Raw genomic sequence first — 25581 nt, forward strand, 5'->3', positions numbered from 1 at the left:
GCGATGATGTCTCGCGCTTACGGCTGCGGCGGAAAGCGCTCGAACGTCGGCAGTTCGTGCGCGTGCTCCATCCAGCGCAGGCGCTCGGCGACCTGGATGTGCATCGTCGGCGGCACGGCCTCGGGATCGTCATAGGTCGCGCTCTGGATATCGATGATCCCGGGCATCAGGCTGGCATTGTCGTAGAACAGGCCGGTGCCGCAATTGGCGCAAAAGTGCCGCCGGACATGTTCAGAGGAGCGGTACACCTTCGGCTCGCCCCTGGTCACCTTGAGAGCGCTCTCCGGATACATCGTCCAGCCGACCACCGGAGCGCCGGCGTGGAGCCGGCAATCGCGGCAGTGGCACAGCGCATGCACGATCGCCTCGCCCTCGACCTCGTAACGGATTGCGCCGCAGTGACAGCCGCCGGTGATGGTGCTCATGCATTCCTCCGATGGAAGGCGGGTTTGGTGGATCGATAACTCGCGAGACGCGCGGCTTCAACGGCGCAAGCGATTTGAAGTTGCGTCCTACTGTCGCCTGACAGCTGCTGCCATGCCAGGCCTTCGGTGCCACGCCAAGCCCTCGGCGCCGCGGCTTCGCCACGGGATCTTCAGCCTCGGTTTTCCACACCCACGACCCGCAGTATCGAATTGCGGATCCAACCTACTAGCGATCGATAATTTGCCAGCGCCGTCGGGCGCAGCTTTGATGACGGCATGAGCACCAAATCACGCGAGGTCATCTGGGGCGGCCGGATTCTGGGTGCGGAAATTTCGGCCAAGCACGCGCGCGAGGAGGCCAGGAAGGCGGTTCGCGAGGCCGATCGGGCCGAAGCCGAAGCCTGGTCGGTCCGCATGGAAGGTTACGGTGGTCCCTCGCAGCCCTCGCCGACGATCGGCCAATGCCTGAACGGCGGCATGGGCTGGCTCGAGGTCGAGTGCAACAGGTGCAAGGCGCGTGCGAGCCTGCCGCTCGACGCAATCCGCCGTCCCCGCGATACGCCGATCTGGAAGCTGGAAGCCTCGCTCAAGTGCCGGTCGTGCCGAAAGGGACGTTCCGCGCCGCCCGTCCACATGATCAAGCTGACGGCCACGCAAAGCATCACGCCCTACAAATGGGTGCATCCGACCGAGGAGCGGTAATCAGGCGCTGCGACGACAACAGCCCGCGCGCCTTGTCGACCTCTGGCCCTGGCGCCGGATGTCGTTCCTCGCTTTGGCGTCGGCTCTTCGGGCTAAACCGGTCATCGTCACGGTCAAATCTGCCTCGGCAGAACCAAACGCGAGTTCAGGCTGGATCGATAGAAAAGATATCGTCGACTTCGAGACGCATGGTGTCGCGGCATTCGCACGCCACCTCTGCGAGCCGCGATGGGTCGATCTCGATTTCGCCTCGCCGCTCAGATCTGATCGCTCCGGAAGCACGCAGATTGCGCATCAGGAGCGTCACCGTCGTCCGTCGCACACCCAGTATTTGCGAAAGCGTCTCCTGCGTGAGCGGGAGGACGTCGTGGTCGACGCGGTCGTGAAGATGGAGCAGCCAGCGTGCCATGCGGGCTTGGACCGGATGCAGCGCATTGCAGGCTCCACCGATTTGTAGCTGTATCAGCATTGCCTTGAAGTGAAGCTGGACAGCGTGGCGGATCGCGGGGCTACGGCTAAAAGCCGCGTGGAATCGCGATACGGGGATCCGCGAGGCGGTGCCGGCGGCACGAACGATGGCGGTAAGGGCCGCAGGGGACGGCCCCAGCACGGAAAGGGTGCCTACTGCTCCCTCGCGCCCTATCGCAGCGCTGGCGACCGTCTCCCCGTTCGCCATGTCGATCATCACCGAAATGGCCCCACTATGAGGGAAGAGGACGTGCTCGGTCTGGTCACCCGCCCGCGAGATGACCGCGTCCCGATCGAGCGCGACCATCTCCAGCTCGGGTGCTAGCAGACCGAGATCTGCCGCCGGTAGGGCGGCGAGAAGTCGGTTACCAATTCCGCTGGGATGCGTCACGGTAGCCCACCGCGAACCGCATTTCGAGCGGCATAGGACGGCAAACTCGAACTTTGTTTGAAACCGCGTACGCTTCGCGCTCCGAAATCCAATTCAGCTGCGGAAGCTCTCAATTTCAAAAATAAAATTCCGAACACACGCGACCGCGAGGCGCGTTTTGCCTTACGCCATCATTCAGGACTTAGATTCAAGCGCTATGTGGCACAATTGCAAAATGCGTATGGGTAACACCATAAGGGGTTCCAATTTCCGGAGCGCGGCAAACGCAGCGGTGAGAGAGTTGGGCGAACCATGCCTTTCACCGCGATCGGCGCGATCTACGCGATGATGAGCACAAGCTACTGAAAGGGCCGTTCAGGAACTCCGCCAGCACACTCCGCCGGTTTCGTTTGTCCGAAAGTGAGCGATAGGCAGGGTGAAGCAGAAGGGCAGGCGGCTTGAGGCTTGAAAGCTACCGTTGCAGGCACGTCGCGTGATGTCCGTTCTTGCGCAACGTAGCGCATCCCAACGCAGCCAGCGCGGGGCTCCTTTGCAAGGCTTGCGCTAAGGAAGGAACTTCCTGCCCCTCGCGATATCCCTGTTGTGCACAGTCATTCGCCCGACATACCTTCGTCTGTGTTGACAATCTCAAAAAAAGTTTGAGCGAGAGTCACAAACCGAACCGACTTCCCGCTTCTCGCAGCACAAAGTCGTGGCGGGTCGGGGCTAGATCAAGGCTCATCCAAAATCTGATCGAACACAGAGCGTGAGCTCTCGTGACGCAAGCGAGCGTTGCGAGGAGTGCTTTCGCTTGAGAAAGGAAATGTTGCGTGACTGAAAGCCAAACGAAACTGCCGCCGAACGGAACGAACGTTTTCGCGATGCCATGGTTGGATTTCTCGAAGGTCGTGTTGCCCGGCGTGGGGCGCGAGCTTGCCGAGCAGGGCCTCGCCCGCGCACGGGAAGGCTGCGAGAAGATCAAGGCCGCATCGGAAGAGATGACGCAGGCGCTGCGTGAGACCTATTCGAGCAATGCGAGATGCACGACCGACTACGGGCTCAAGGTGTTCGAAATCTCAAACGCCAATGCCGCTTCTGCGCTCGATTTCTTCGTCGATCTGTTCGGCAGCAAGTCCGCGACCGATGCCTATACATTGTCGGCGGCGCAAGCGCGCAAGGCGTTCGACACCGCCTCTGACCAGAACAGGGAATTGTGGGCGCTTGCCCAGAAGCTCGCGACGGAAACAGGTGAGCCGATCAGGAAGCATTTCACCAGGGTCCTCCACCCAGGCGGCTAAAAGCGCGTTCAATTTCACATTCGGATTCGTTTGAGGAGGAGATCCGGCTGGTTGGAGCACGCCCAACTGAGCGAGCACGCCCCACTGCCCCATGCTCGACCAACAAGGTGCGCGATGCCTCTCAGGCCTCGCACCGACGAGAGGCGCATTCCAACCGGCCGGTGCTTTTCTGCAAACCACAACAAAGACAAATCGCAAGGGAGGGCAACATGGGAATGGTCATGGTCAAATGTCCACAAACCGGACACGCGATTCCCACCGGCATCAAGACTGATCGCGAGAGCTTTGGACGCCGCGCGGTGTTTTTCTCCCGCACCCGGTGTCCGATCTGCCGCACCGATCACGCATGGTTCGCGCGGGAAGCCTGGGTCGACGAGCCGGCCACCCGCGCTGCGAGCTGGCGTCTGGCACCGGAATATGGATGAAATGGTCGCCGGCGCCCCTCATTGAAAGGCACCGCGTCAAAGACGACATGACGCATGAGTTGGTGCTGGCGGACCACAGCTCAGGGTCTTGATCTTTCCAGCAGCGTTAAATGCCAAGACCGCGTTCACTACATTTTTCTCGCTGATGTAGCCGGTACGCGCGGACTGGCGCGGTTTCCTCCAAATGGTGAACTCTTCGTGACGCGCTTACCGCCGCCGTGACGCGGTCGTTGCCGCAGACCGCCCGGCGATGGGTGCCGCCGCTTTGGCGCGCGACTTGGCATAATCGGCCGACATCGCCAGCGCGGGGTCGCGGTCCCGGAGCTCCTCGGCCACGATCGTTTGAAGCCATCGCACGGCGGGTTCGTTGTCCATCCGCCGGTGCCAGTGCTGCTTCAATTCGATGAGAGGTATCGAGACCGGCGGGGGCAGCAGCTTCAGCCCCGCGTTCGCGTACCAGGCCCCGAGCGAGAACGGCACGGTGGAGATCATGTCGCTCGTCGCAATCAATTGCGGCACGCTCATGAAATGCGGCAGGTGCAGCACGACGCGGCGTTGCAGCTTGAGCTCGCGAACGCGCCTTTCGAAGATCTCCTGACTGCGCCCCTGCTGGTTTACGACGATATGGTCCGCGGCGAGAAACTGTTCGAGCGAGAGGGTGTCACCGATCGTTGGATGGTCCTTGCGGACGATGCTGGTGAAGGGATGATCGAACAGATCCTCCGTCACGATGTTCGGACCGACGAGGTCCGGAAAATAGCCTATCGCCAGATCGATCTCGCCGCTTTCGAGCGCGTCTTCCAGGTCCTCGTGCGACGTCGGCAGGCACCGCAAGCTCGCTCCGGGAGCCATGCTGCGAATGCGTTGGAGGATCGGCGGGATGAAAATCAGCACGCCGATATCCGAGGTTGTGACCGTGAACACGCGGTCGCTGTCTTCCGGCACGAAACGCGGCTTGCGCAGTATCTGCTGATCGACGGTGGACAGCACTGTCCGCACGGCTTCGGCGATCGATTCCGCGAAGGGCGTTGGCCGCATGCCGCGCCCGGTCGAAAGAAATAGCGGATCGCCAAAGAAATCCCGCAGCTTGCGCAGACCGGTGCTGGCCATTGGCTGGCTCATTCCGAGCTCACGGGAGAGCGCCGACAGGTTCTGGGTGCGGAAGAGCCCGTCGAGCAGCAGAAGAAGGTTCAGGTCGAGCCGTCTGATATCCATCACATTGATAGCTTGTATTGAATAATACCGGATTTTCAATGACGGCTTTATGCGCGATGGTCTCCTGCAACGCCCGCAGGGCGACTTTGGGAGTGAAATCAAAGCCGTAGGTCGCCGGCCGCACAGGCTGGTCCGGTCCCCTTCCTCAGTCCGCCTCTCAACCTTTCCCACATCCGCTCACCCCGTCGGTGCGTCGGAGCACGACCGCGCGTGGCGCGAGGAATCGTCCGCAGATGCAGCCTGAACTTGCTGGAAGCTCTCAATACATCCTGACCCTGTCATGCCGCGATGTGCCCGGGATCGTGGCCGACGTTTCGCGCTGTCTGTTCGAGAACGGCGGCAACATCATCGAGGCGGCGCAGGTCGACGAGATCATGAGCGAACGCTTCTTCATGAGGGTCGGTGTCACACTGTCGGACGAGGGCGCGCAGAAGGCGCGAGCAGGCCTTGAGATCATCGCCCGAAGGTTCGGCATGGAGTGGAAGCTCCGATCCCAGGCCGAACGCAAGCGCGTGCTCCTGTTCGTCTCCAAATTCGATCACTGCCTGGGCGATCTCCTCTATCGCCACAGGCTCGGCGAGCTCCAGATGGACGTCGTCGGGATCGTTTCCAACCATCCGCGTTCGGCCCTTGCCGTGAGCCTCGTCGGCGACATCCCTTTCCATCACCTTCCGGTTACGAAGGAAACGAAGATGGAGCAGGAAGCGCAGATCAAGGCGCTTGTCGCGACGACGAATGCCGATCTCGTCGTTCTCGCGCGTTACATGCAGATCCTCTCGGACGATCTCTCGCGCCATCTCCATGGCCGTTGCATCAACATCCACCACAGCTTCCTTTCGGGGTTCAAGGGCGCAAAACCCTACCACCAGGCGCACGCGCGTGGCGTGAAGCTCATCGGAGCGACCGCGCACTTCGCAACGAGCGATCTGGACGAAGGTCCGATCATCGAACAGGACGTCGAGCGCGTCAGCCACCGCGATACGCCGGACGATCTGGTCCGGAAGGGGCGCGACATCGAACGGCGCGTCCTCTCGCGCGCGGTCCATCTCTTCCTCGAGGACCGCGTCATCATCAACGGCGATCGAACGATCGTCTTCTCCAATTGAGAAACGGAGCACGACAATGTTGACCCCCAAGGGTATGCGCAAGACCCCCGAAGGCTATTTCACCTCGCGTTGGGGCCTTCCCGAATACACCGACTGGATCGACGAGAGCATGTCGTGGAAGGAGACCTGCGCCATCGGCGACTGGTCGTTCCTCTGGGAGCGGCGCTTCAAGGGACCCGATGCCCTGAAGCTTTTCTCGGATACTTCCGTCAACAGCTTCCAGAAGTTCGACATCCGTCAGTCCAAGCACGTCGTCCATACGACAAAGCAGGGAAAAGTCATCGCCGAGGGCATCCTCACGCGGTTGTCCGAAGACGAGTTCATGTTGTTCGGGCGCGGCACATTCTGGGTCGACTACATCCGCCGGCACGGCGACTACAAGGTGACGTCCGCAGCCGATGACTGGTTCAATTTCCAGGTCCAGGGGCCGACATCGCTCGCGCTCCTTGAAAAGGTCGCGAAGCAATCGCTGCGAGACGTCAAGTTCATGCATTCGGGCGAGATCGAGATTGCCGGCTGCAAGATGCTCGCGCTGCGGCAGGGCATGTCCGGCGAGATCGGCTTCGAGCTTCAAGGGCCGATGGGGCAGGCGGCGGCCGTCTACGACGCCATCGTCGCTGCCGGCCAGGAGTTCGGCCTGCGCCGGATCGGCGGCCGCGCGATCTTCATCAACCATCTCGAGGCCTGCTTCCCGACCATCGTCACCGACTACATGCCCGCGATCTTCGACGAGGACATGAAGGAGTATCAGGATGAGTTCCGCGCAGCGATGCCGGGGTTCGCCTCGACCTTCAACATCGCAGGCAGCTTCCAATCGGACGACGTCCGCGACTGGTACCGGAGCCCGGTCGAGCTGGGCTGGGCCAAGAACATCAAGTTCGATCATGACTTCATCGGACGCGCGGCGCTCGAGGACGAAGTTGCCCATCCAAAGCGCGTGATCCGCACGCTCGTCTGGAACGGAGACGACGTGGCCGACGTGCACGCCTCCCTCTTTCAGAAGGAGCATGAGCCGTACCAGTACATGGAGATGCCTCGCGACCAGCGCGGCTTCATGTACGCCGACCGCGTGCTGAGTGGCGGAAAGGACGTCGGCGTGACGACGTCGCGGGGATATAGCTACTTCTTCCGCGAAATGTTGTCGCTCTGCACCATCGACGTCGATCATTCCGAGATTGGCAATGAGGTCGTCGTTGTCTGGGGCGAGCCCGGACGTCGGCAAAAGCAGATCCGCGCCAAGGTGGCGCCGGCGCCCTACAAGAAGGACAACCGGCGCGCTGATCTCTCCAAGGTCTGACCTGCCCATGTCCGCGCGCATCATCGATGGAAGGGCGCTCGCTGCCGAGGTCCGGAATGACGTGGCCAAAGGCGTCGCCGCCCTGGTTGCCGGCGGCGCGGCGGTCCCGGAGTTGGCCGTCGTGCTGATCGGCGACGACCCCGCCAGCCACGTCTATGTCTCGAACAAGGTGCGGCAGACCGAAGCTGTTGGCATGCGATCACGCCGGTTCGTGCTCGCTGCGGACACGCCGGAGCGACTGTTGCTCGACCTGATCGAGCAGTTGAACCGCGATCCCGCGGTGAGCGGGATATTGGTTCAGTTTCCGTTGCCCTCGCAGATCGATGCCGCACGCGTCGTGACGGCTATTCGGCCCGACAAGGATGTCGATGGATTCAATCCGTTGAACGTGGGGCGGACGGCCGCCGGAATGGAAGGTGCCCTGGTTCCGTGCACGCCTCTAGGCATCCTGCGTTTGATCAAATCGGTGCACGACGACATCGCCGGCTTCGGAGCACTGGTCGTCGGAGCATCGAACGTCGTGGGCCGGCCGATGGCGCGGTTGCTGTTGCAAGAGATGTGCACGGTCTCCATCGCGCACGTTCGGACCACCGATCTGGAACGGCGCTGCAGGGAAGCCGACATCCTCGTTGTCGCAACCGGCGTCCCGGGCCTGATCCGCGGTCATTTCATCAAGCCGGGCGCAACGGTCATCGACGTCGGCATCACTCGCATCAAGTCCGGTTCAGGAGCCGAGAAGCTTGTCGGCGATGTCGCTTTCGACGAGGCAATTGAGGTCGCCGGCGCGATCACGCCCGTCCCGGGTGGCGTCGGGCCGATGACCATCGCGTGTCTGCTCGCCAACACGCTGGGCGCGGCCCGAATGGAAGCCGCCCGGTCGAAGGCGAATGAGGCGGACGTGACGACGGCTGCCTGACTGCAACCGCGGACGAACGTGCCTGGCGAGAATCGGGCGGCCGAGTTGCGGCCGCCCGAGCAGAGATATTCGAAAGCGTTTACAAAAGGGGGAGAACGAACGTGACGACACAGGTCCTGGACGCACCGCAGCAGCGGGTTATCGACATCGGTTCGCTCGCAGAGGAGGGGACGTGGAACGCCTCGCGAAAGCAGGTGCTGCTCCTCTGCGCTCTCGCTATCGTCCTCGATGGTCTGGACAATCAAATTCTCGGCTTCGCCATACCATCGATGATCAAGGAGTGGAGCGTCACGCGCAGCGATTTCGCTCCGGCCCTCGCGTTGGGCTTCGTGGGCATGACGATCGGCACCCCGATCGGGGGCGTCGTCGGCGACTGGCTCGGACGCAAGGTTGCCCTCATCGCATCCGTCTTCCTGTTTGGTGCGGCGACCTTCGCGATTGCGGTCGCTCATGGTGTCGGCGAGGTCGGCCTGTATCGTTTCCTGGCGGGCCTTGGACTTGGCGGTGCCCTTCCGGCGGCGACCGCGTTGATCGCGGAATTCACGCCTAGGCGAAATCGCAGTCTTTCCGTGATGCTGGGCATTGTCTGCATCCCCATCGGAGGCATGATTGGCGGCCTGATCGCCGCTCAGCTGCAGCCCGAATATGGTTGGCGCATGCTCTTCGTGGTCAGCGGCGTGTTGCCGGTGATCGTCGCCGCGATCCTGACGTTCGCACTGCCGGAATCGCCGCAATATCTGTTGGCGCGTGGCGCCGACATGGAAAGGGTGGCGAAATCCGTTCGGATCCTGGACGAGCCCGCTGCCGCTTCCAAAGCCTTCATCGACCGGCGCGACGTCGGCGTCGAACGTGCTTCGCTCACCGCATTGTTCGCTGCCGGATTTCGTCGTACGACGACCGCGCTCTGGATCGCGTTCTTCTTCTGTTTGTTGCCGGTCTACGTCCTCTACGCGTGGGCTCCCACTCTTTTGACCGGCAAGGGTTTTGACGTGCAGACGGCGAGCTTCGGTCTGGCACTGTTCAACTTCGGGGGCGTCGGTGGCTGCATCGTCACCGGTTGGGCGATCGGCAGGTATGGGACGCGCGTTGCGATCCTGACTGTTGCCGGCGCAGCGATCATCGGCGCGATGATCCTGGCATCGATACCGCTATCGACCGAAACCCAGCCGTTGCTCATGGCTCTCTTGTGCATCGAAGGCTTCTGTCTGCTCGGCGCGCAGGGCTCTCTCTATGCGCTGGCGGCCCACATCTATCCGACCAACGTCCGGTCGACCGGTGTCGGTGCGGCAGCCGGCTTCGGCCGGGCGGGGGCCATTGTCAGCGCTTATGTCGGCACATTCGCACTCAACTACGGTGCGACCGTGTTCTTCGCCGTCATCGCTTTCTGCGTCGCGATTACGTTCATCGCGGTGGCGATCATCGATATGCATCAGGCGGCGATGAGAGCCGAAACGGCGAGTTCCGGCATCTGAGGGAGATGCCCCTGCTACTGTGCATGGGGTTGTTTTCTCGCTTTTGTTTTGCGAACGCCTAAACAGCCCCGCTCAGCGCCGGCCGTGCGGGGCCTCGGCCTTGACCCGCGTTGACGAAGTAATCGAATAGAAGAGGATTTGCCGCGATGCCGAGCCCGGAATTGGCCCGTGGCTGCCGTTACCCCCCAGAGCAACGAAGACGCCTGCTTCCGACAGGTGACCCGACCAAGCTCATGCTGGCCGGCTAGGCAGCGCCGCACGAAACTTCTCGATGAAGCCGTCGAATTCCTTCTGCAAGGCAGGAGAAGCGACGGCTTTCTTCGGCGCCTGGGCGACGCCCGACGAGACACACTGACTGCGCTCCACTCCGGAGGCTGCGCCGCTTTGCCCCGTCCCGGTCCCATACCAATTCTTGCGAATGCCATCGCTTGGGAGCAAGCTTGAGCTAGCTGTCTGGTCGGTCGCGGACTTCGGCCTTGAGGGTCAAGTGCCCCAGTTTTCGAGTTTACTGATTTTGCACAAATTGATGGCGGCATTTGCCGCCGTGGTAGCGGTCATATTCGTGAGCGGCGCAATAGTCTACGACAGACTTAGCCTGATCGAAGAGGCCAAAAACCGGCGGGTCCATACCACTGACGTGTTGGACACGTTAGAGGCGGCAGTAGCCGCAGCGCTGGATCAACAAACTAGTTTACGCGGCTATTTGATCAGCGGCGACGAGAAGTTCTTGGACCCGTACCGCAGAGGCGGCGCTGACTTCAGCGCGGCAATCCGAAAATTAAAAGAACAGACTTCGGATAACCCAGACCAGCAAGGTCGTCTAGATGAATTGAACAAGCTGGCGATGACTTGGCGCGTCGAGACCGCCGAGCGGGAGATCGCGCTGATGGCGCATCCCACGACTCGGGAGCAGGCGCGCACGTTGGAGGGGGCGACCGGAAAAGCTGCCATGGACGCAATCCGCGCCAAGGCGAGGGAAATCGAGCAGGTTGAGCGCGATCTGTTGGCAAGGCGTGACGCCGTCCAGAAGTTGGCATACGCTACTGCATATACGGCAACCGTGATGGGCGCCGCAGCCTCGCTCATGATCGCAGTGTTGATGGGCATACTACTCACACGCGCGATCGCGCGGCCGATCACAGGCATGACCGGGGCTATGGCGGCACTTGCCAAGGGAGACACGAGCATCGACGTGCCTGGAATTGATCGGCGTGACGAAATCGGCGCAATGGCGGCCGCGGTCAATGTTTTCAAGAAAGGCATTATCGAACGCCAGAAGACACAGGTCGAGCTCGCTCATGTCAGTCGCGTAGCCACAATGGGGCAGCTGACGGCCTCGATTGCCCATGAGATCAATCAGCCGATCTCGGCTGCGCTTACTAACGCCGACGCCGCCTTGAACTGGCTCGCCGCGGACCCACCAAATCTGGACAAGGGGCGCGAGTCCCTCCACCACATTGTCACAGATTGCCAACGAGCCGGCGACATCGTCCACCGGATCCGCGCTATGGTCAGGAAAGCGCCGTTGCCCAAAAGTCGGCTCGACGTCAACGCAGCCGTTCTGGACGTCATCGCCATGGTCCGGAGCGAGGCGGTGAGGCATGGAATCTCGGTACAGATACAACTCGCTGAGGACCTGCCGCAAATCGAAGGTGAGCGCATTCAGCTGCAGCAGGTGCTCCTCAATCTGATCCTCAACGCCGTGGAAGCCATGAACAGCCTTCAGGATGGCAAGCGGGAGTTGCAGATCAGTACCGAAAGGGATGTTGCAGGCGGCGTGCTCGTCGCTGTACGGGATTCGGGCCCGGGGCTCGAGCCGACGAATGCGGAACGTGTTTTCGACGCGTTTTACACGACCAAGCCCAACGGCCTAGGCATGGGGCTTGCCATCTGTCGGTCGATCATTGCGGCTCATGGCGGACGATTGTGGGTCACCCTGAATACACCGCGGGGCGCCGTCTTCCAGTTTACCCTCACTCCCCTTCATGACTAGGCCACTTGGCCTATTGCAAGGGCGCTCAGGTTGTCCTCGAGCACGTCGCCGAGCTTCCGGATCAGCTTGCCGCCTCTATCCGCCAGCGCGGCGCGCCATGTGCCTGCGGGATGAAGTCACCTTTCAGGCTTTCAACTCGATAGGGGCCGCAGATTTTTCGAGAGATCTAGAACCTTTGAGCGCCCATGCTCGATTGGTCAAGGCGACGCCTCCGCCCGATCCGAAGCTACCGGAACCAACAATGTCCTCCGGACGATCTCGCAAAGCCAGCGATGCGGCCCATCAACAGCCGCAACCGATGCTGCTCTCCGAAGGTTCGATACGACGAGGCCTCGCGATCAAGGCATGAATGTTTGCGTAGTCGCCGCAAAGCACAACGAGCGGAGAGCTAATTGTTCTCAGGCCGACGCCCATTGAGCATAGTCTGGAAGATCGCCAGCTAGACGTTTGTTGGTTGGAGTTGCTACCTGAAATCAACGCCCACGTCGCAGAACCTGCGTGTCTCAGTTCATGCGGAACTCCAACAATTCGCGGGTTTGGAACGCCACATCACAAAGCCTGTTGTCCGTTCAGAAATGACTGTGTGGTCGCCCCCCATATTCTTTGGAGCGTCAGATGAGCAAACGCAAACCGCCACCAGCGTCAAAGCGCGCCCCCAATCCGAAAACGGCCGCGCGGGCCCAACGGAACAAGCAGGCCATTGTTAAAAGCTCGAAAGAGAATGGACCTCGCTCTGTTGCGGCAACCTCGATTGAACCACCTCTTAAGCTTCATAACGATCCTAGACCCGAGGTTCCTGTCATTGAGTCTCGGGTGGATGCCCTGCCAGATGACCTCAGTCGGAGAATGATTAATAGCGATCCAATGAAAGGCTTTGCCTTAGCCACGGCAAACATGCAGGCGTACCAAGCAAAGCTTCTCGAGATAGCTCAGGCCAACGTGCAATTTGCTTTCGATTTCGGCCTGAGACTTGCGACGATCAGGTCACCAACTGAATTTTTCCCCGTCATTATGGAGTTTACAACCAGACGGGTCGATATGTTCGGGCAGCATTCGAAAGAATTGGCGGCATATCCGTTCTGGCGCATCGAGCCGCTCCGAGAGCTCACGGCTCTGCCGGGACGATAACTGCAAGCCGTGCCCGCTGCGGCAAAGGATGGACGCAACGCGGATCACGCACGGGGCGATCACGGTTCTTTTGGCTAGAAGGGAGCGAATCAGCAGCCCTTGGAGGGCGCGATGCCGCCAATCCGAGGGACCCGCGATCGGGAATGGAGGTTGACACCATGTCGACAACTGAAGCCGTTCTGCTGATCGTTTTGGCAGGACTTGTCGTTCTGATCCTCTGCAACATCACGTTTCAGGTGACAGCGGAGCGAAGGAATCCGCCTATCGGCGTCTTCACCGTGTGCGACGGAGTGCGCCTTCACTATATCGAACGGGGCGATGCCGCCGCGCCTTGCGTGGTCCTGCTCCACGGAAATGGCACCATGGTTCAGGATCTCGTCCTGAGCGGGTTGGTCGACCGCCTGGCCCGCAACTATCGCGTGGTTTGCTTCGACCGGCCAGGGTTTGGCTACAGCGACCGTCCGCGCACGCGCATCTGGACGCCCACAACGCAAGCTTCCTTGTTCGCGAAGGCCCTTGATCAGCTCGGAGTGCGCAATCCCGTGGTGCTCGGCCACTCCTGGGGAACGCTGGTGGCAATCGCGCTGGCGCTGAGAAGCGGTTATGCCGTGAGCGGGCTGGTGCTTGTGTCCGGCTACTATTTTCCAACCTCTCGGATGGACTTTTGGCTCATGTCAGGTCCGGCACTGCCGCTGCTGGGCGATCTTATGCGCTACACGATCTCGCCGATCATATCGTGGGCTATCGCGCCGAAGCTGATGCGCACGCTGTTCGCGCCGCGTGCCATTCCGCCGGAATTCAAGAATGAATTTCCGATCTCGTTGGCTCTCCGGCCCAAGCAGTTGAGGGCGGCAGCCGAGGAGAGCGCGTTCCTTATTCCCGCTGCTGCGCAATTGCAGCTTCAGTATCAGGGTATCCGGTGTCCCGTCAGGATCGTGCATGGGAAGAGTGACCGGCTCATCGAGGCCGACCAGTCGCGCCGCCTGCACGAGGCGTTGCCCCGCTCCATGCTACACTTGGTGGAGGATGCCGGTCACATGGTTACCTATGCAGATTCGCCGGGAATAGCGGATGCCGTGGCGGCGCTGGCGCTCACCGCGCCGCTGAAGACCGCATAGGGTTTCCTGTTGCAATGCGGGCGTCCCGGAAGTGGCAGTTCAGTCGCGGCCACTTTCGCGCCGCTGTTGGACACTGAGCCGACATTTGGGCGCCGGGCGCGCTTAGGAGCCCACGCACAAGCCCGATGATCTCAACGTCCCTACTGTGCATGGGGTTGTTTTTCAGATTTTTGTTTTGAGGGCCGCCGAACCAGCCGCGCTCAGCGCCGGCCGCGCGGGGCCTCGGCCTTGGCGGGCTGTTCGGTCTGCGGGCCGCAGCTCGCGGCTGCAAGCGTTGCCTGCGCCTGCTGCATCAGGCCGGGCTCGGGGGCGAGCGCCTTCATCACGATCAGGCCGGTGGTGCTGGGGGAGTCGATGATCAGGCGGTCGGCCGCAGTGACCTCTTCGTCCTCGGGCAGCTCGTTGTGCTGCGCTTCCGTCATCAGGTCGAGTTCAATCACCTTGCGGCCCGCCGAGCGGTCGTTGATGGCGTAATAGGCGATCTCGTTGCGGGTGTAGAACGACACCGAGGTGTAGGCCTGGCTCACCGGCACCGTCAGCTTGATCGGTCCGCTTGTGAGGTCATAGCGGCAGATCGCCAGCGCAAAGGCCGGGTCCATGAACGGCATGGGTGAAGTGTTGGGATCGGCGAGGGGAAGCTGGCTGACGCCATTGAGCTTGGTCATCGGCGTGAGTCGCGAATAGGCGTCCTGGGTCGCGATCCGCGGCAGCGCCAGCACGCTGACGAGGTGGACCACGAGGCCCAGCACCACGCCGGCAACGACGGTGAACAAGAGGCGGATCATGAGCAGCCCACCGTCGAAATCGTCGGCATCGGCGCATCGCGCTGGGTGCGCGTCGCAACGCCGACCGGGGTGTCGTAGAGGCGCAGCATCAGCGCGTAGCGTTCGATGCCGCCGGTCGGCAGCCAGTTGCCGGCGCGCGAGCGCGAGGCGATGCGGATCTCGAACGAGCCGTCGGACTGGCGCACGATCTCCTGGCTGGTGAAGCCGTAGCGGGCCAGCGAATTGGCGACGAGGTGGCCCTTGCGGTCGTACAGCGTCAGCGTCCAGAACCGCGCCGGCGGCGTCACGCCCGAGACGATCACGTCGCAGCGGCCGTCGAGCGCCTTCTTCTTGTCGTCGGTGGTCGCGGTGAAGGCGACGCCGTCGCCGGTGCCGATCGGCAGCTCGCCGTTGCGCACGATGGTGGCGCGCGAATAGGGATCGACGTCGGCGGTGCCGGTGCGCGGCCGCGCGGTCCAGGCGCCGATGGTCAGCGCGCCGATCTCGGTGCCGCGCGTCGTCGTCATCCAGGTTGCGCCGAGGCCCACCACCGTCGCGAGCAGAAGGGCCGTCAATGTGATCAGGATCAGCCGCACTTGTTTCGATCAGTTCTTGCGCGGGGCGGAGGCGTTGGCATTCTCTTCCGCATAGTTCTGCGGGAAGGCGAGCGCGCTCGTCGCCGAGGGCGGCCTGGCCGCCTTGGTGTCGGCATCCGCCGATTTCTTTGCCGTCTTGGCGGCGTCATCCAGCAGCTTCTCGACGCGCACCAAAATATCGGCGCCGCGCTTGGTCAGCACCGGCGGAGGACCCGGCTTGGTCTCCAGCACCTTCGGCGCCGCATTGGCCTGCGCGTTGCTCACATGCTGCGGCGGCAGCTTCTGGCCCATGCCGATGCCGGGGATCTCCCGGACCTCGACGCCCTGATGCGCCGCGAGCATGATGTCGTGCCAGGTCTGCGCCGGCAGCGAGCCGCCGGTCATGCGGTTGGTCGGCGAGTAGTCGTCGTTGCCGTACCAGACCGCGCAAGTGAAATTGCCGGTGTAGCCGACGAACCAGGCGTCGCGATACGCATTGGTCGTGCCGGTCTTGCCCGCGGTCGGAATGCCGTCGAGCGCGGCGCGGCGCGCGGTGCCTTCGCTGACGACGTGGCTCATCATGCCGGCCATGTCGGCGGCGACGGAGGCGGGGATCGCCTGCCGCGGCTTCGGGCCGTCGCGGTCCCAGCGCCAGACGAGGTCGCCGGCACCGGTGCGCACTTCGAGCACCGAATGCGGCGTCACCGCCTTGCCACGGTTGGGGAAGGTCGCGTAGGCGACGGCGTGCTCGAGCACGGTGACTTCGTCCGAGCCGATCGGCAGCGACGGCGTGTCGGGCAGCGGCGCCTTGAGGCCGAAGCGGCGCGCGACTTCGACGATCTTGGCGCGGCCGATCTTGGCCGGGTTGGGTGCCTTCGGCTGCTCCTTCTGGCCGATCGCGATCGACAGCTTCACCGGCACCACGTTGATCGAGCGCGTGATCGCCTGCGTCAGGGTCACCGAGCCGGAATAGGAATGGCCATAGTTCTGCGGGCACCAATTGCCGATGCAGACCGGGCCGTCGACCACGATCGAGTTCGGCGTAAAACCGTTCAGCAGCGCGGTGGTGTAGACGTAGGGCTTGAACGAGGAGCCCGGCTGGCGATAGGCGTCGGTGGCGCGGTTGAACTGACTGGCGCCGTAGTCGCGGCCGCCGACCATGGCGCGGATGCCGCCGTCGAGATCGGACACCACGGTCGCGGCCTGCGTCGCGTGATAATCGCGGCCGAACTGGCGCAGCTGGTTCTCGACCGCGTCTTCCGCGGCCTTCTGCACGTTGGTGTCGATCGCGAGGCGCACCACGAAGACGCGCTCGGTGTAGGACTTCGGGAAAGTGTCGACCAGCTTGCGCATCTCGTCGAAGGCGTAGTCGAGATAGTAGTTCGGCGAAGCCTCGTCGCGGCGGTCGACCGCGAAGGCCGGGTTGCGGCGGGCGCCGAACACCTGGCCCTCGGTCATGAAGCCGGCATCGACGAGGTTGTCGAGCACGACGTTGGCGCGGGCGCGGGCGGCGGGCAGGTTGATGTGCGGTGCGTATTTCGTCGGGGCCTTGAACAGGCCGGCGAGCATCGCGGCTTCCGCCAAGGTCACGTCGCGCGCGGATTTGTTGAAGTAGAAATGCGCCGCGCCGTCGACGCCGAAGGTGCCGCCGCCCATATAGGCGCGATCGAGATAGAGCTTGAGGATCTCGTTCTTGGTCAGGCGCCATTCCAGCCAGACCGCGAGGAAGGCCTCGTTGACCTTGCGCTCGATGGTGCGCTCGTTGCTGAGGAACAGATTCTTGGCGAGCTGCTGGGTGATCGAGGAGCCGCCCTGGCGAACGCCGCCGGCTTGCGCGTTGGTGACGAGCGCGCGCGCGGTGCCGGCGATGTCGATGCCGAAATGCTCGTAGAAGCGGCGGTCCTCGGTCGCCAGCGTCGCCTTGATCAGCACGTCCGGAAAATCTTCCAGCGGGATCGAGTCGTTGTGCTTGATGCCGCGGCTGCCGATCGGGTTGCCGTAGCGGTCGAGGAAGCTCACGGCGAGATCGGATTTCTTCAGCCAGTCCTCGTCCGCGGTCTCGCGGAAGGCGGGGATGGCGAGGGTGAGCATCACGACCAGGCCGCCGAGGCCGAGGGTGGCGGCCTCCGACAGCGGCTCGATGAACACCCAGCGCTTCCAGCGTCCGACATAGAAGCGGTCCATGAAGGTCGAGTAGCGCTCGTAGAGCTCGCGGATGCCCTTGGCCGAGGAGAACAGCGAGGAGTCGATGCGCGCATCGAGGTCCAGGAAGAAATTCCGGACCTTCTGCTTCCAATGCGGTGGTATGATCTGGCGCACCTAGAACCCTTGAGGCTTGGTTCGAAAGCGTTCAAGCACCCGGCCGGGGGCGGCATCGAGACGTCTTGGGGGAATGTTGCGGCAAACCCAAGGCGCCCGGCCAGCATCCGAGGACTTGCTGTTCCTTCTAGCCGAGCGGGGCCCATAAACCAATGGTCAGGCTCGCGATTTTGAACAACAGGCCTAATTGACCCCGGGTCATTACGGGCCTCAAAGGCGCCTTGCTTGCACCACCCCGGCCGCACGCCCTAGATGGCTTGAGCCGTAGCTCTTTCGAACCTTTGTTGAGGCGCATGACCGCAGTTCCCAAACGACCTTCAGGCCAGGAGGGATTCTTCTGGAAAACCAAGACGTTGGAAGAGATGTCGGCGGGCGAATGGGAGAGCCTGTGCGACGGTTGCGGGCGCTGTTGCCTGAACAAGCTCGAGGACGAGGACACCGGGCAGATCTATTTCACCCATATCGGCTGCAAGCTGCTCGATGGGATGAGCTGTGCCTGCAAGGACTATCCGAATCGCTCCGACAAGGTTCCTGACTGCGTCCGCCTGACCCCGGCCAATGTCCGCACCCTGAACTGGCTGCCGCCGAGCTGCGGCTACAAGCTCGTCGCCGAAGGGCGCGATCTCTATTGGTGGCATCCGCTGGTCTCCGGTGATCCCAACACCGTGCATGACGCCGGCGTCTCCGTGCGCGGCCGGGTCGAAGGCAGCGAGGACGAGATCCCGGACGAGGAGCTCGAGGACCACATCGTGCAATGGCCGGCCCTGCTGCCGAAACGGGCCCGCCTGAAGCGACGTCCGAAGGACTGAACCGTCGTCAGGTCTTGCGCGGTGATCACGTCTTCGGGATGGCCCGGGGGCGGGATGCACCCATGCGCCGCGGCGTCTGCCTGGGACAAACTTTGCTGTCTACATTGGGCTGCATAGAACGAATCCTTTGCGGCGTTGCGCCGCCCCACGACGTCCGAGCGAGATGAACAAGTTCGACCGGCAGAGCAGTTCTGCCGACATCCAGACTTTGCCTGACGATATCGCCGAGGAGCTGTCCCGGCTTCCGAGCGAAGTCATCAGCGTCGATGATGCGCCCTCCATCGCGCCGCCGGTGCCGCTGTCGCAGGACGAGGTCCGCACCATCGTCATCAGCCTGATGCTGACGATGTTCCTGGCGGCCCTCGACCAGACCATCGTGGCGACCGCGCTGCCGACCATCGGGCGCCAGTTCCAGGACGTCTCCAATCTCTCCTGGGTCATCACCGCCTATCTGCTCGCCTCGACCGCAGTCGCGCCGGTGTTCGGCACGCTCAGCGACATCTACGGCCGCCGCGTCATGATCATCATCTCGCTCAGCCTGTTCGTGGCGGGCTCGGTGCTGTGCGCAGTCGCGCCGAACATGCCGATGCTGATCCTGGCGCGCGGCCTTCAGGGGCTTGGCGGCGGCGGCATCATGCCGGTCGTGCAGACCGTGATCTCGGACGTCGTCTCCCCGCGCGAGCGCGGCCAGTACCAGGCCTATTTCTCCAGCGTCTGGATGGTCGGCGGCATTTTGGGCCCGGTCATCGGCGGCGTGTTCGCCGAGCATCTGCACTGGTCGATGATCTTCTGGATCAACCTGCCGCTCGCGGCTGCGGCGATCGTGATGCTGCTGCCGAAGATGAAGAAGATCCCGGTGTTCCACCGCAAGCGCAAGGTCGACTGGCTCGGCGGCGTGCTGCTGATGGCCTCCGCCGTCGTCTTCATGCTGGTGCTGACCTGGGGCGGTTCGCGCTACCCCTGGCTGTCGCCGACCGTGCTGGCGATGGTGGGAGGCGCCGTCGCGCTCGCGGTCAGCTTCGTGTGGCACGCCCGGCGGGCCGACGAGCCGTTCCTGCCGCTGAAGCTGCTGACCGGATCGGTCGCGCCGTTCGCGCTGACCGCCGGCGGCTGCGGACTCGGGGCGATCACCGGCCTCACCGTGCAGCTGCCGCTGTATTACGAGTCGGTCTACCATTTGAGCGCAAGCGAGGCGGGTCTCGCGCTGATTCCGCTCGCGGCGGTCTCGACCGTCGGCGCGGCCGTCGCCGGCCGCACCATGGCCCGTGCCAAGCACTACAAGCGCGTCGCGATCATCGGCACCTCCTGGGCCGCGCTGTGCGGCCTCGGCCTCACGCTCACCACTTTGCCGCTGTGGGGCTTGCTGACGCTGATGGCGGCGTTCGCGCTCGGGCTCGGCACCACCTTCCCGGTGTGCGTCGTCTCGCTGCAGAACTCGGTCGCGCGCCCGCAGGTCGGCACCATCACCGGCGCGATGAACTTCTTCCGCTCGCTGATGTCCTCGTTCACGGTCGCCGCGTTCGCCGCGATCCTGCTGATCGCGCTCGGCATCGACGTGCCGCTCGCCGGCGAGCACCACGCCGCAGGCGCCGTCGCTATCCCCGCTGACGACATGCGCCACGCCTTCCGCTACGTGTTCGGCGCCGCCACGGCGTTGATGACCATCGCCGCGCTGTGCCTGATCGCGATGGAGGAGCGGCCGCTGGCCGGTCCCGCCACGGCGCCGCCGGTGGAGATGGCGGAGTAGGCGCCTAAAGCGCGATGCGATGAGGATGAATCGTCATCGCGCTTTAGGTTGTTGTTTAAGCATGATCTCTTCGGAAAACCGCTGCGCACTTTTCCGGATCATGCTCTAGCCGCCGCGATCGGGATCGTCGTCGGCATTGCCTGCGCCTGTCTTCCGCGCGTTCGCCGCGAGCTGCTCTTTGAGCTGCGCCAGCGCGCCGGCAGACCAGTCATGGACATCGGTCACTGCGATCCAGGCATCGACATAATGCTCGGGCGCATAGACATGGCCAAAGCCCATCGGCGTGTTGGTCGCAACCGCCATGTCGAGGGCGAGCTGGAGCATCGTCACGATCGGATACCATCGCAGCTCCGGTGACACGTCCGGCCCGCGCGGCGCGCTCATCCAGGCCGGGGCCCGGTAGGCATCGCGATAAGCGAAGAATGTGATCGCGTCGCTGGCATATTGCAGGTAGACGACGCGCATCGGACCCCACGGCGCGTCTGCCGGGACCGTCGGTCCGTTCTGGTTCATGAAGCGCACGAAGCGGTTGTCGCGGAATTCCGGCAGCCACGCCGGCGATCCCGGATTGCGGTTCGCCGTGATCGAGCGCCAGAAGCGGCTCTCGAACGGCGCCCCGCTCCATAGCGCGCCGGCGATGGGATCGCCGATCATCTCGAACAGCTCCGCGGATTTCTCCGAGTTCATGGCGCCGAGGCTGAGCCCGTGCAGATACAGCTTCGGCCGCCCGTCCTTCGGCAGCGTCGTCCAGTAGCCGTAGATCTCCGCGAACAGCGCGCGCGCCGTCTCCGCGCCGTATTCGGGCTGAAACAACAGCGACATCGGGCTGTTGAGATAGGAGTACTGCATCGCGACGCTGGCGACGTCGCCATGGTGGAGATATTCGACGGTGTCCATCGCAGCAGGGTCGATCCAGCCGGTGCCGGTCGGCGTGACGACGATCAGGATCTTGCGATCAAAACCGTGCTGGCGCTTGAGCTCCTCGAGCGCAAGCCTGGCGCGCGCCTGCGCGGTGGCGCCGCCGGCGAGGCCCACATAGACCCGGATCGGGTCCTGCGCCGGCCTTCCGCTGACGGCGCTGATCTCGGTTGCGGTCGGACCCGAGGCAATGAAGCGGCGCCCCATGCGCCCGAGCTCTTGCCACTTCACCAGTGATGCCGGGCTTCCGGTCCGACCGGGATCAGTCGGCTGCGGCCGCTCGGGCTCGAGCAGGACGTCGAGTTCGCGGAAGGAGGAGTCGAGCGCGTTGAACGCCGTGCGGATCAGGACATTGCTGGCGATCGACCAGAACAGCAGGCCTGCGGCGAGCACGCCGATGACGTTGGCGAGCTTCCGCGGAATGACGCGCCTCGTATGCTCGGCGAGGAAGCGGGCGAGGAGCGTGAACAGCCGCCCCAGCACCAGCAGCACGACGAAGGTTATCAGGGCGATGATGCAGACCTTGAGCGGATGCGCGGTCTCGACCGGCGCCATCTTCATCACGGCGCGGATCGAGTTCTGCCATTCGGCTGCTCGCCACAGAAAGACGATCACGACGAGCAGGCAGGCGGCTGCCGCCAGCGCATTCGCAATCGATCTGGCGCGCGCCGAGGGCTCGGGCAGTTCGAGATAGTGCCACAGCCGCCGCCACAGCACGCCGGCGAAATAGCCGATCGCAAAGCAGCCGCCGGCCAGGACGCCTTGGGTGAGATAGCTCCTGGGGATCAGCGTCGGCGTCAGTGCAGCCGCGAAGAACAGCGCGCCAAGCATGAGGCCGACGCCGGATAGCGAGAGGAGTTGCCGCCGAATGAACCGCGCCAGATTCATCAAAACGCCTCCCGGGCGAACTTGTCCTCAGGGCTTATCTGAAAAGCTGCTCTTGCGCGGCAGCACGATCGTGAATTCGGTGAACTCGCCGGGCGCGGTCGCGACGTCGATCGTGCCGCCATGCTGCTTCACCACGATGTCGTGGCTCATCGACAGCCCGAGGCCGGTGCCTTCGCCGGCCGGCTTGGTGGTGAAGAACGGATTGAACATCTTCTCCTTCACCTCGTCCGGGATGCCGGTGCCGTTGTCGCGGATGCGGATCTCGACGTGATCGCCTCGGTCGCGGGTCGCGGCGGTCACGACCGGCTCGTAACCGGCCGCCTCGGTCTCCGCCTTGCGCTTGGCGACCGCATGGAATCCGTTTCCGATCAGGTTCAGCAGCACCCTCGTGATCTCCTGCGGGAACACGTCGGCCGAGCCTGCCGCCGGATCGAGCTCGCGTTTGAGCGTCACGTCGAACTGCGGCTTCTCGGCCCGTGCGCCGTGATAGGCGAGGTTGAGGCTCTCCTCGACCACGGCGTTGACGTCGCTCAACCGATGCTCGCCGCCGCCCTCGCGCGAATGAAGCAGCATGTTCTTGACGATGGAGTCGGCGCGCCGTCCGTGCTGGACGATTTTCCCGAGATTGTCCTTGAGAAGCCCGGTGAGCTCGTCGACTTCGCCGCGGATATCGTCCGCGAGCGTCACGGGCGCGAGCACCTCGTTCAGCTCGTCGGTCAATTCGGCGGACAGCGAGGCAAAATTGTTGACGAAGTTGAGCGGGTTCTTGATCTCATGCGCGATGCCGGCGGTGAGCTGGCCGAGGGAAGCGAGCTTCTCGGTCTGGATCAGGCGATCCTGCGCCGCGCGCAAATCGTCGAGCGACTTCGCAAGCTCCCGGGTGCGGTCCTGCACTTCGTCGAAGAGGCGCACATTCTCGATCGCGATGACGGCTTGGTCGGCGAAACTGGTAACGAGTTCGATTTGCTTTTCGCTAAACGGCCGGATCGCGCGACGTGCGAGAACAATAGCGCCAACGGTGCTGCCTTCGCGCAGTAGGGGCACACCCAGGAAGCTACGCGGATTGCCGCTCAATTCCTGGCCTTCAAAGGAGTAATCGGGGTCCTCGAGCACATCGGTGACATGAACAACCTTGTCGCCGAGCAGAGTCCTGCCCGTGATGGTGCGCCTATCCGGCCGGACCGGAAGGTCTCTTACATATTCGACGAATTTGGCTGGAAAGCCGTAGGAGCCCGCCCGGAAATAGGAGCTGCCGGATTTGCGGGTAATCGCCGCCATATCGGCTTCGCATAGTCGCGCCGCCGATTCGACCAGCGTATCGAGCACGGCTTGCAAGTCGAACGCCGAGCGGCTGATAACCTTGAGCACGTCGGCAGTCGCCGTCTGTTGTTGCAGCGACTCGGTCAAATTCTCGGTGCGCTGACGCAATTCACTGAGCAGCCGCGCGTTCTCGATGGCGATCACGGCTTGCGCCGCGAACTGGTTCAGCAGGGTGATCTGCTTCTCCGAGAACGGTCGGCTCTCCTGCCTGAAGATCATGACGTTGCCGACCACGCGCTCATCCTGAAGCAACGGCACCGCGAGCATGCAGCGGGCGCCGCCGAGATCGACCAGCGCCCGACCATTCGGCTCGCCGCTGCGATAGACGTCTGACTCCAGCAGGTCGACAATTTCGACGAACGGTTCGCCCTTCAAAAGCCGCGCGGGCGCGGTGGCTGGACCATAGTTGAGGGGCGCCTTGCGCCGGTATTCATCGTAAGCGGGGGGCAGTCCGTAAGTGGCGGCTGTGCGGAACTGCGTGCCGTCGTAGGTATTGAGCACGCCGAAGCTGGCGCCGCAGAGCTGCATTGCCTTGCTGAGCATCGCCTCGAATACCGGCGCGAGATCCCCGGCCGATCGGCTGATGACGCTGAGCACCTCCGATGTTGCAGTCTGCTGCTCCAGTGACTCTGCGAGTTCGTGCGTCCGCGCCTGCACCTCGTTGAACAGGCGCGTGTTCTCGATCGCGATCACGGCCTGGTCGGCAAAGGTCTTGAGCAGGTTGATGGCCTTGTCCGGGAAATGGCCGGCTTGCGGCCGCGTCACGGCGATGGTGCCGATTGCGACGCCGTCGCGCAGCATCGGCACCGCGAGGATGCTGCGATAGCCCCGCGTCCGCGCCAGCTCCTTCATGGCGTCGGTGAGATCAGGCTCGTTCTGCATGTCGCTGCGGAAGGCATATTCTCCGCTTCGAGCCACCCGGCTGTGAATGCCTGGCGACGACAGCGGTGCGGGGAACGAGGTGAGCAGATCGGCATTGCCGGCTGCATTATCCGTGGTGAAGGCGGCCAGATGCAGCTTGTCGTCGACCACGCGGGTGACGGTGGACGAATGTCCGCCGATCAGCGTCTTGGCGCTGTCGGAGATGGCCTGGAACACCGGCGTGACGTCGGCAGGCGAAGCCGCGATCACCTTGAGGATGTCGGCGGTCGCGGTCTGACGCTCCAGCGCCTCCCGCGTCGCATTGAACAGGCTGACATTCTTGATGGCGATCACAGCCTGGTCGGCGAAGGTCTGCAGCAGCCGCACATGATGCTCAGTGAAGGCGCCGGTCGCACGGCGCGTCGCGATGATGATGCCGATCGCTTCGCCCTCGCTCATCAGCGGCGCGAACAGCATGCTGCGATAGCCGCGGGCGCGGGCGATGTCGCGGGCGGCCGGCTCGAGCTCGGTGTCGGGCAGTTGCGCCGCCGCACCCTTGGCCACGAGCTGGTAGGGCGGGAACTGCGCGAACGGCACCGGGAACGAGGCCTGCAGCACGTGATCGCCGGCCGGATCGGTCGGCGTGAACGCGGCAAGGTGCGCAGCGCCGTCGACATAGCGCAGCACCGCCGTGGAGAAGCCGCCGATCAGCCGGTTGGCGTTGGCCGCAATGGCCTCGAACACCGGCTGCTCGTCCGACGGCGAGGCCGCCATCACCTTCAAAATGTCCGCCGTGGCGGTCTGGCGCTCCAGTGCCTCGCGCGTTGCGTTGAACAACCGTGCATTCTCGATCGCGATAACGGCCTGGTCGGCCAGGGTCTGGAGCAACTGCACGAGGTCGGGCGCGAACGCGCCAGGCTCGGCGCGGGTGACGCTGATCATGCCGACCGGCGTGCCCCGGTTCATCAGCGGCATGAACAGCACGCTGCGGAAGCCGCGCAGCCGCGCCAGATCGCGGTTCAGCTGCGGCACGTCGGCGGCTTCGCTGTCGGGAAACTGGATCGTCTCGCCGCCGCGTACCAGCGCAAAGGTCGGAAACTCCGTGATCTTGCGCGGGAACGACGCCTTGAGCCCTTCGTCCGCTTCCGGACTGGTCGGCGTGAACGCCACGAGATGCAGCTCGTCGCCGATGAATTGAAGCACGGTGGCGGAGAAGCCGTCGAGCAGGCGCTTGGAACTCGACGCGATCGCCTCGAACACCGGCCGGGCATCGGAGGGCGAGGCCGCGATGGTGCGCAGGATCTCCGCGCTGGCGCTTTGGCGATCCCGCGCAGTTGCCAGCGCGTTGCGCAGCTGCGCATTCTCGGCTGCGAGCTCATCGGCGATGTCATGGGAAAGGTTGGTCATTTGCAATCCGGCTTGATGCCGCGACAGGCGCGGCACCGAG

General features: G+C 63.4%; 20 protein-coding genes. 12 read left to right on the forward strand and 8 right to left on the reverse strand.

Annotated elements, in window-relative coordinates; all coding sequences use genetic code 11:
• Nucleotides 1-17: 17 nt before the first annotated feature.
• The gene (locus GGD67_RS15530; RefSeq protein WP_179734081.1) at nucleotides 18-425 is read right to left on the reverse strand and encodes a GFA family protein; all 408 of its coding nucleotides are present in this window, start codon (nucleotides 423-425) and stop codon (nucleotides 18-20) included.
• Between the two features lie 276 nt (nucleotides 426-701).
• Between GGD67_RS15530 and GGD67_RS15535 the strand changes: the two genes are divergently transcribed.
• Nucleotides 702-1127, forward strand: coding sequence for a hypothetical protein (locus GGD67_RS15535; protein WP_018315792.1), 426 nt, complete (start codon nucleotides 702-704; stop codon nucleotides 1125-1127).
• A gap of 145 nt (nucleotides 1128-1272) precedes the next feature.
• On the opposite strand, the gene GGD67_RS15540 is transcribed toward GGD67_RS15535, so the two are convergent.
• Complete coding sequence (locus tag GGD67_RS15540) at nucleotides 1273-1902, reverse strand: Crp/Fnr family transcriptional regulator (RefSeq protein ID WP_246783424.1); 630 nt, start codon at nucleotides 1900-1902, stop codon at nucleotides 1273-1275.
• 893 nt (nucleotides 1903-2795) lie between these two features.
• On the opposite strand from GGD67_RS15540, the gene GGD67_RS39365 reads away from it, so the two are divergent.
• Together GGD67_RS39365 and GGD67_RS15550 are read left to right on the forward strand one after the other, a co-directional pair.
• The gene (locus GGD67_RS39365; protein WP_143109050.1) at nucleotides 2796-3263 is read left to right on the forward strand and encodes a phasin family protein; all 468 of its coding nucleotides are present in this window, start codon (nucleotides 2796-2798) and stop codon (nucleotides 3261-3263) included.
• A 209-nt stretch (nucleotides 3264-3472) separates the two neighbouring features.
• The gene (locus GGD67_RS15550) at nucleotides 3473-3688 is read left to right on the forward strand and encodes a hypothetical protein (RefSeq protein ID WP_092256539.1); all 216 of its coding nucleotides are present in this window, start codon (nucleotides 3473-3475) and stop codon (nucleotides 3686-3688) included.
• Nucleotides 3689-3895: 207 nt separating this feature from the next.
• Here the strand turns inward: GGD67_RS15550 and GGD67_RS15555 are convergent, their stop codons facing one another.
• Entirely contained in the window at nucleotides 3896-5074 is a 1179-nt protein-coding gene (locus GGD67_RS15555) for a LysR family transcriptional regulator (RefSeq protein WP_312009981.1), read from the reverse strand.
• A 62-nt stretch (nucleotides 5075-5136) separates the two neighbouring features.
• Between GGD67_RS15555 and purU the strand changes: the two genes are divergently transcribed.
• From purU to GGD67_RS15590, 7 genes are all read left to right on the forward strand, one after another.
• On the forward strand, nucleotides 5137-6009 hold the full coding sequence (gene purU, locus GGD67_RS15560; RefSeq protein ID WP_179734084.1) for a formyltetrahydrofolate deformylase: 873 nt from the start codon (nucleotides 5137-5139) through the stop codon (nucleotides 6007-6009).
• A gap of 16 nt (nucleotides 6010-6025) precedes the next feature.
• Complete coding sequence (locus tag GGD67_RS15565; RefSeq protein ID WP_244550654.1) at nucleotides 6026-7306, forward strand: aminomethyl transferase family protein; 1281 nt, start codon at nucleotides 6026-6028, stop codon at nucleotides 7304-7306.
• Between the two features lie 7 nt (nucleotides 7307-7313).
• Nucleotides 7314-8222 carry a bifunctional 5,10-methylenetetrahydrofolate dehydrogenase/5,10-methenyltetrahydrofolate cyclohydrolase gene (locus tag GGD67_RS15570; protein ID WP_092256533.1) on the forward strand — a complete coding sequence of 303 codons (909 nt, stop codon included), beginning with the start codon at nucleotides 7314-7316 and terminating at the stop codon, nucleotides 8220-8222.
• A gap of 101 nt (nucleotides 8223-8323) precedes the next feature.
• Nucleotides 8324-9694 (forward strand): MFS transporter, encoded by a 1371-nt coding sequence (locus tag GGD67_RS15575; protein WP_179734086.1) that lies wholly within the window; start codon nucleotides 8324-8326, stop codon nucleotides 9692-9694.
• 487 nt (nucleotides 9695-10181) lie between these two features.
• The gene (locus tag GGD67_RS15580) at nucleotides 10182-11687 is read left to right on the forward strand and encodes a CHASE3 domain-containing protein (protein WP_179734088.1); all 1506 of its coding nucleotides are present in this window, start codon (nucleotides 10182-10184) and stop codon (nucleotides 11685-11687) included.
• A gap of 615 nt (nucleotides 11688-12302) precedes the next feature.
• Nucleotides 12303-12815: a phasin family protein gene (locus tag GGD67_RS15585; protein WP_092256526.1), complete on the forward strand. Its 513-nt coding sequence runs from the start codon at nucleotides 12303-12305 to the stop codon at nucleotides 12813-12815.
• A 158-nt stretch (nucleotides 12816-12973) separates the two neighbouring features.
• A complete protein-coding gene (locus tag GGD67_RS15590) occupies nucleotides 12974-13933 on the forward strand; it encodes an alpha/beta fold hydrolase (protein ID WP_179734089.1) in 960 nt (319 codons plus the stop codon).
• A gap of 200 nt (nucleotides 13934-14133) precedes the next feature.
• Here the strand turns inward: GGD67_RS15590 and GGD67_RS15595 are convergent, their stop codons facing one another.
• From GGD67_RS15595 to GGD67_RS15605, 3 genes are read right to left on the reverse strand one after another with little or no spacing between them, the layout of a single operon-like run.
• Entirely contained in the window at nucleotides 14134-14718 is a 585-nt protein-coding gene (locus GGD67_RS15595) for a DUF1254 domain-containing protein (RefSeq protein ID WP_018315807.1), read from the reverse strand.
• Nucleotides 14715-15293, reverse strand: coding sequence for a DUF1214 domain-containing protein (locus tag GGD67_RS15600; protein WP_018315808.1), 579 nt, complete (start codon nucleotides 15291-15293; stop codon nucleotides 14715-14717). The genes GGD67_RS15595 and GGD67_RS15600 overlap by 4 nt, the downstream gene beginning before the upstream one ends.
• Before the next feature lie 9 nt (nucleotides 15294-15302).
• Complete coding sequence (locus GGD67_RS15605) at nucleotides 15303-17591, reverse strand: transglycosylase domain-containing protein (RefSeq protein WP_018315809.1); 2289 nt, start codon at nucleotides 17589-17591, stop codon at nucleotides 15303-15305.
• A 293-nt stretch (nucleotides 17592-17884) separates the two neighbouring features.
• Between GGD67_RS15605 and GGD67_RS15610 the strand changes: the two genes are divergently transcribed.
• Together GGD67_RS15610 and GGD67_RS15615 are read left to right on the forward strand one after the other, a co-directional pair.
• Nucleotides 17885-18400 (forward strand): YcgN family cysteine cluster protein, encoded by a 516-nt coding sequence (locus GGD67_RS15610; RefSeq protein ID WP_018315810.1) that lies wholly within the window; start codon nucleotides 17885-17887, stop codon nucleotides 18398-18400.
• A 163-nt stretch (nucleotides 18401-18563) separates the two neighbouring features.
• Nucleotides 18564-20147, forward strand: a complete 1584-nt coding sequence (locus tag GGD67_RS15615; protein ID WP_026201554.1) for an MDR family MFS transporter — start codon at nucleotides 18564-18566, stop codon at nucleotides 20145-20147.
• 105 nt (nucleotides 20148-20252) lie between these two features.
• On the opposite strand, the gene GGD67_RS15620 is transcribed toward GGD67_RS15615, so the two are convergent.
• Together GGD67_RS15620 and GGD67_RS15625 are read right to left on the reverse strand one after the other, a co-directional pair.
• The gene (locus tag GGD67_RS15620; protein WP_179734091.1) at nucleotides 20253-21953 is read right to left on the reverse strand and encodes an alpha/beta-hydrolase family protein; all 1701 of its coding nucleotides are present in this window, start codon (nucleotides 21951-21953) and stop codon (nucleotides 20253-20255) included.
• Nucleotides 21954-21980: 27 nt separating this feature from the next.
• Nucleotides 21981-25541, reverse strand: a complete 3561-nt coding sequence (locus tag GGD67_RS15625) for a GAF domain-containing protein (RefSeq protein WP_179734093.1) — start codon at nucleotides 25539-25541, stop codon at nucleotides 21981-21983.
• Nucleotides 25542-25581: the final 40 nt, after the last annotated feature.

Origin of the sequence: Bradyrhizobium sp. IAR9 (assembly GCF_013408065.1) — a bacterium.
Lineage (GTDB): Bacteria > Pseudomonadota > Alphaproteobacteria > Rhizobiales > Xanthobacteraceae > Bradyrhizobium.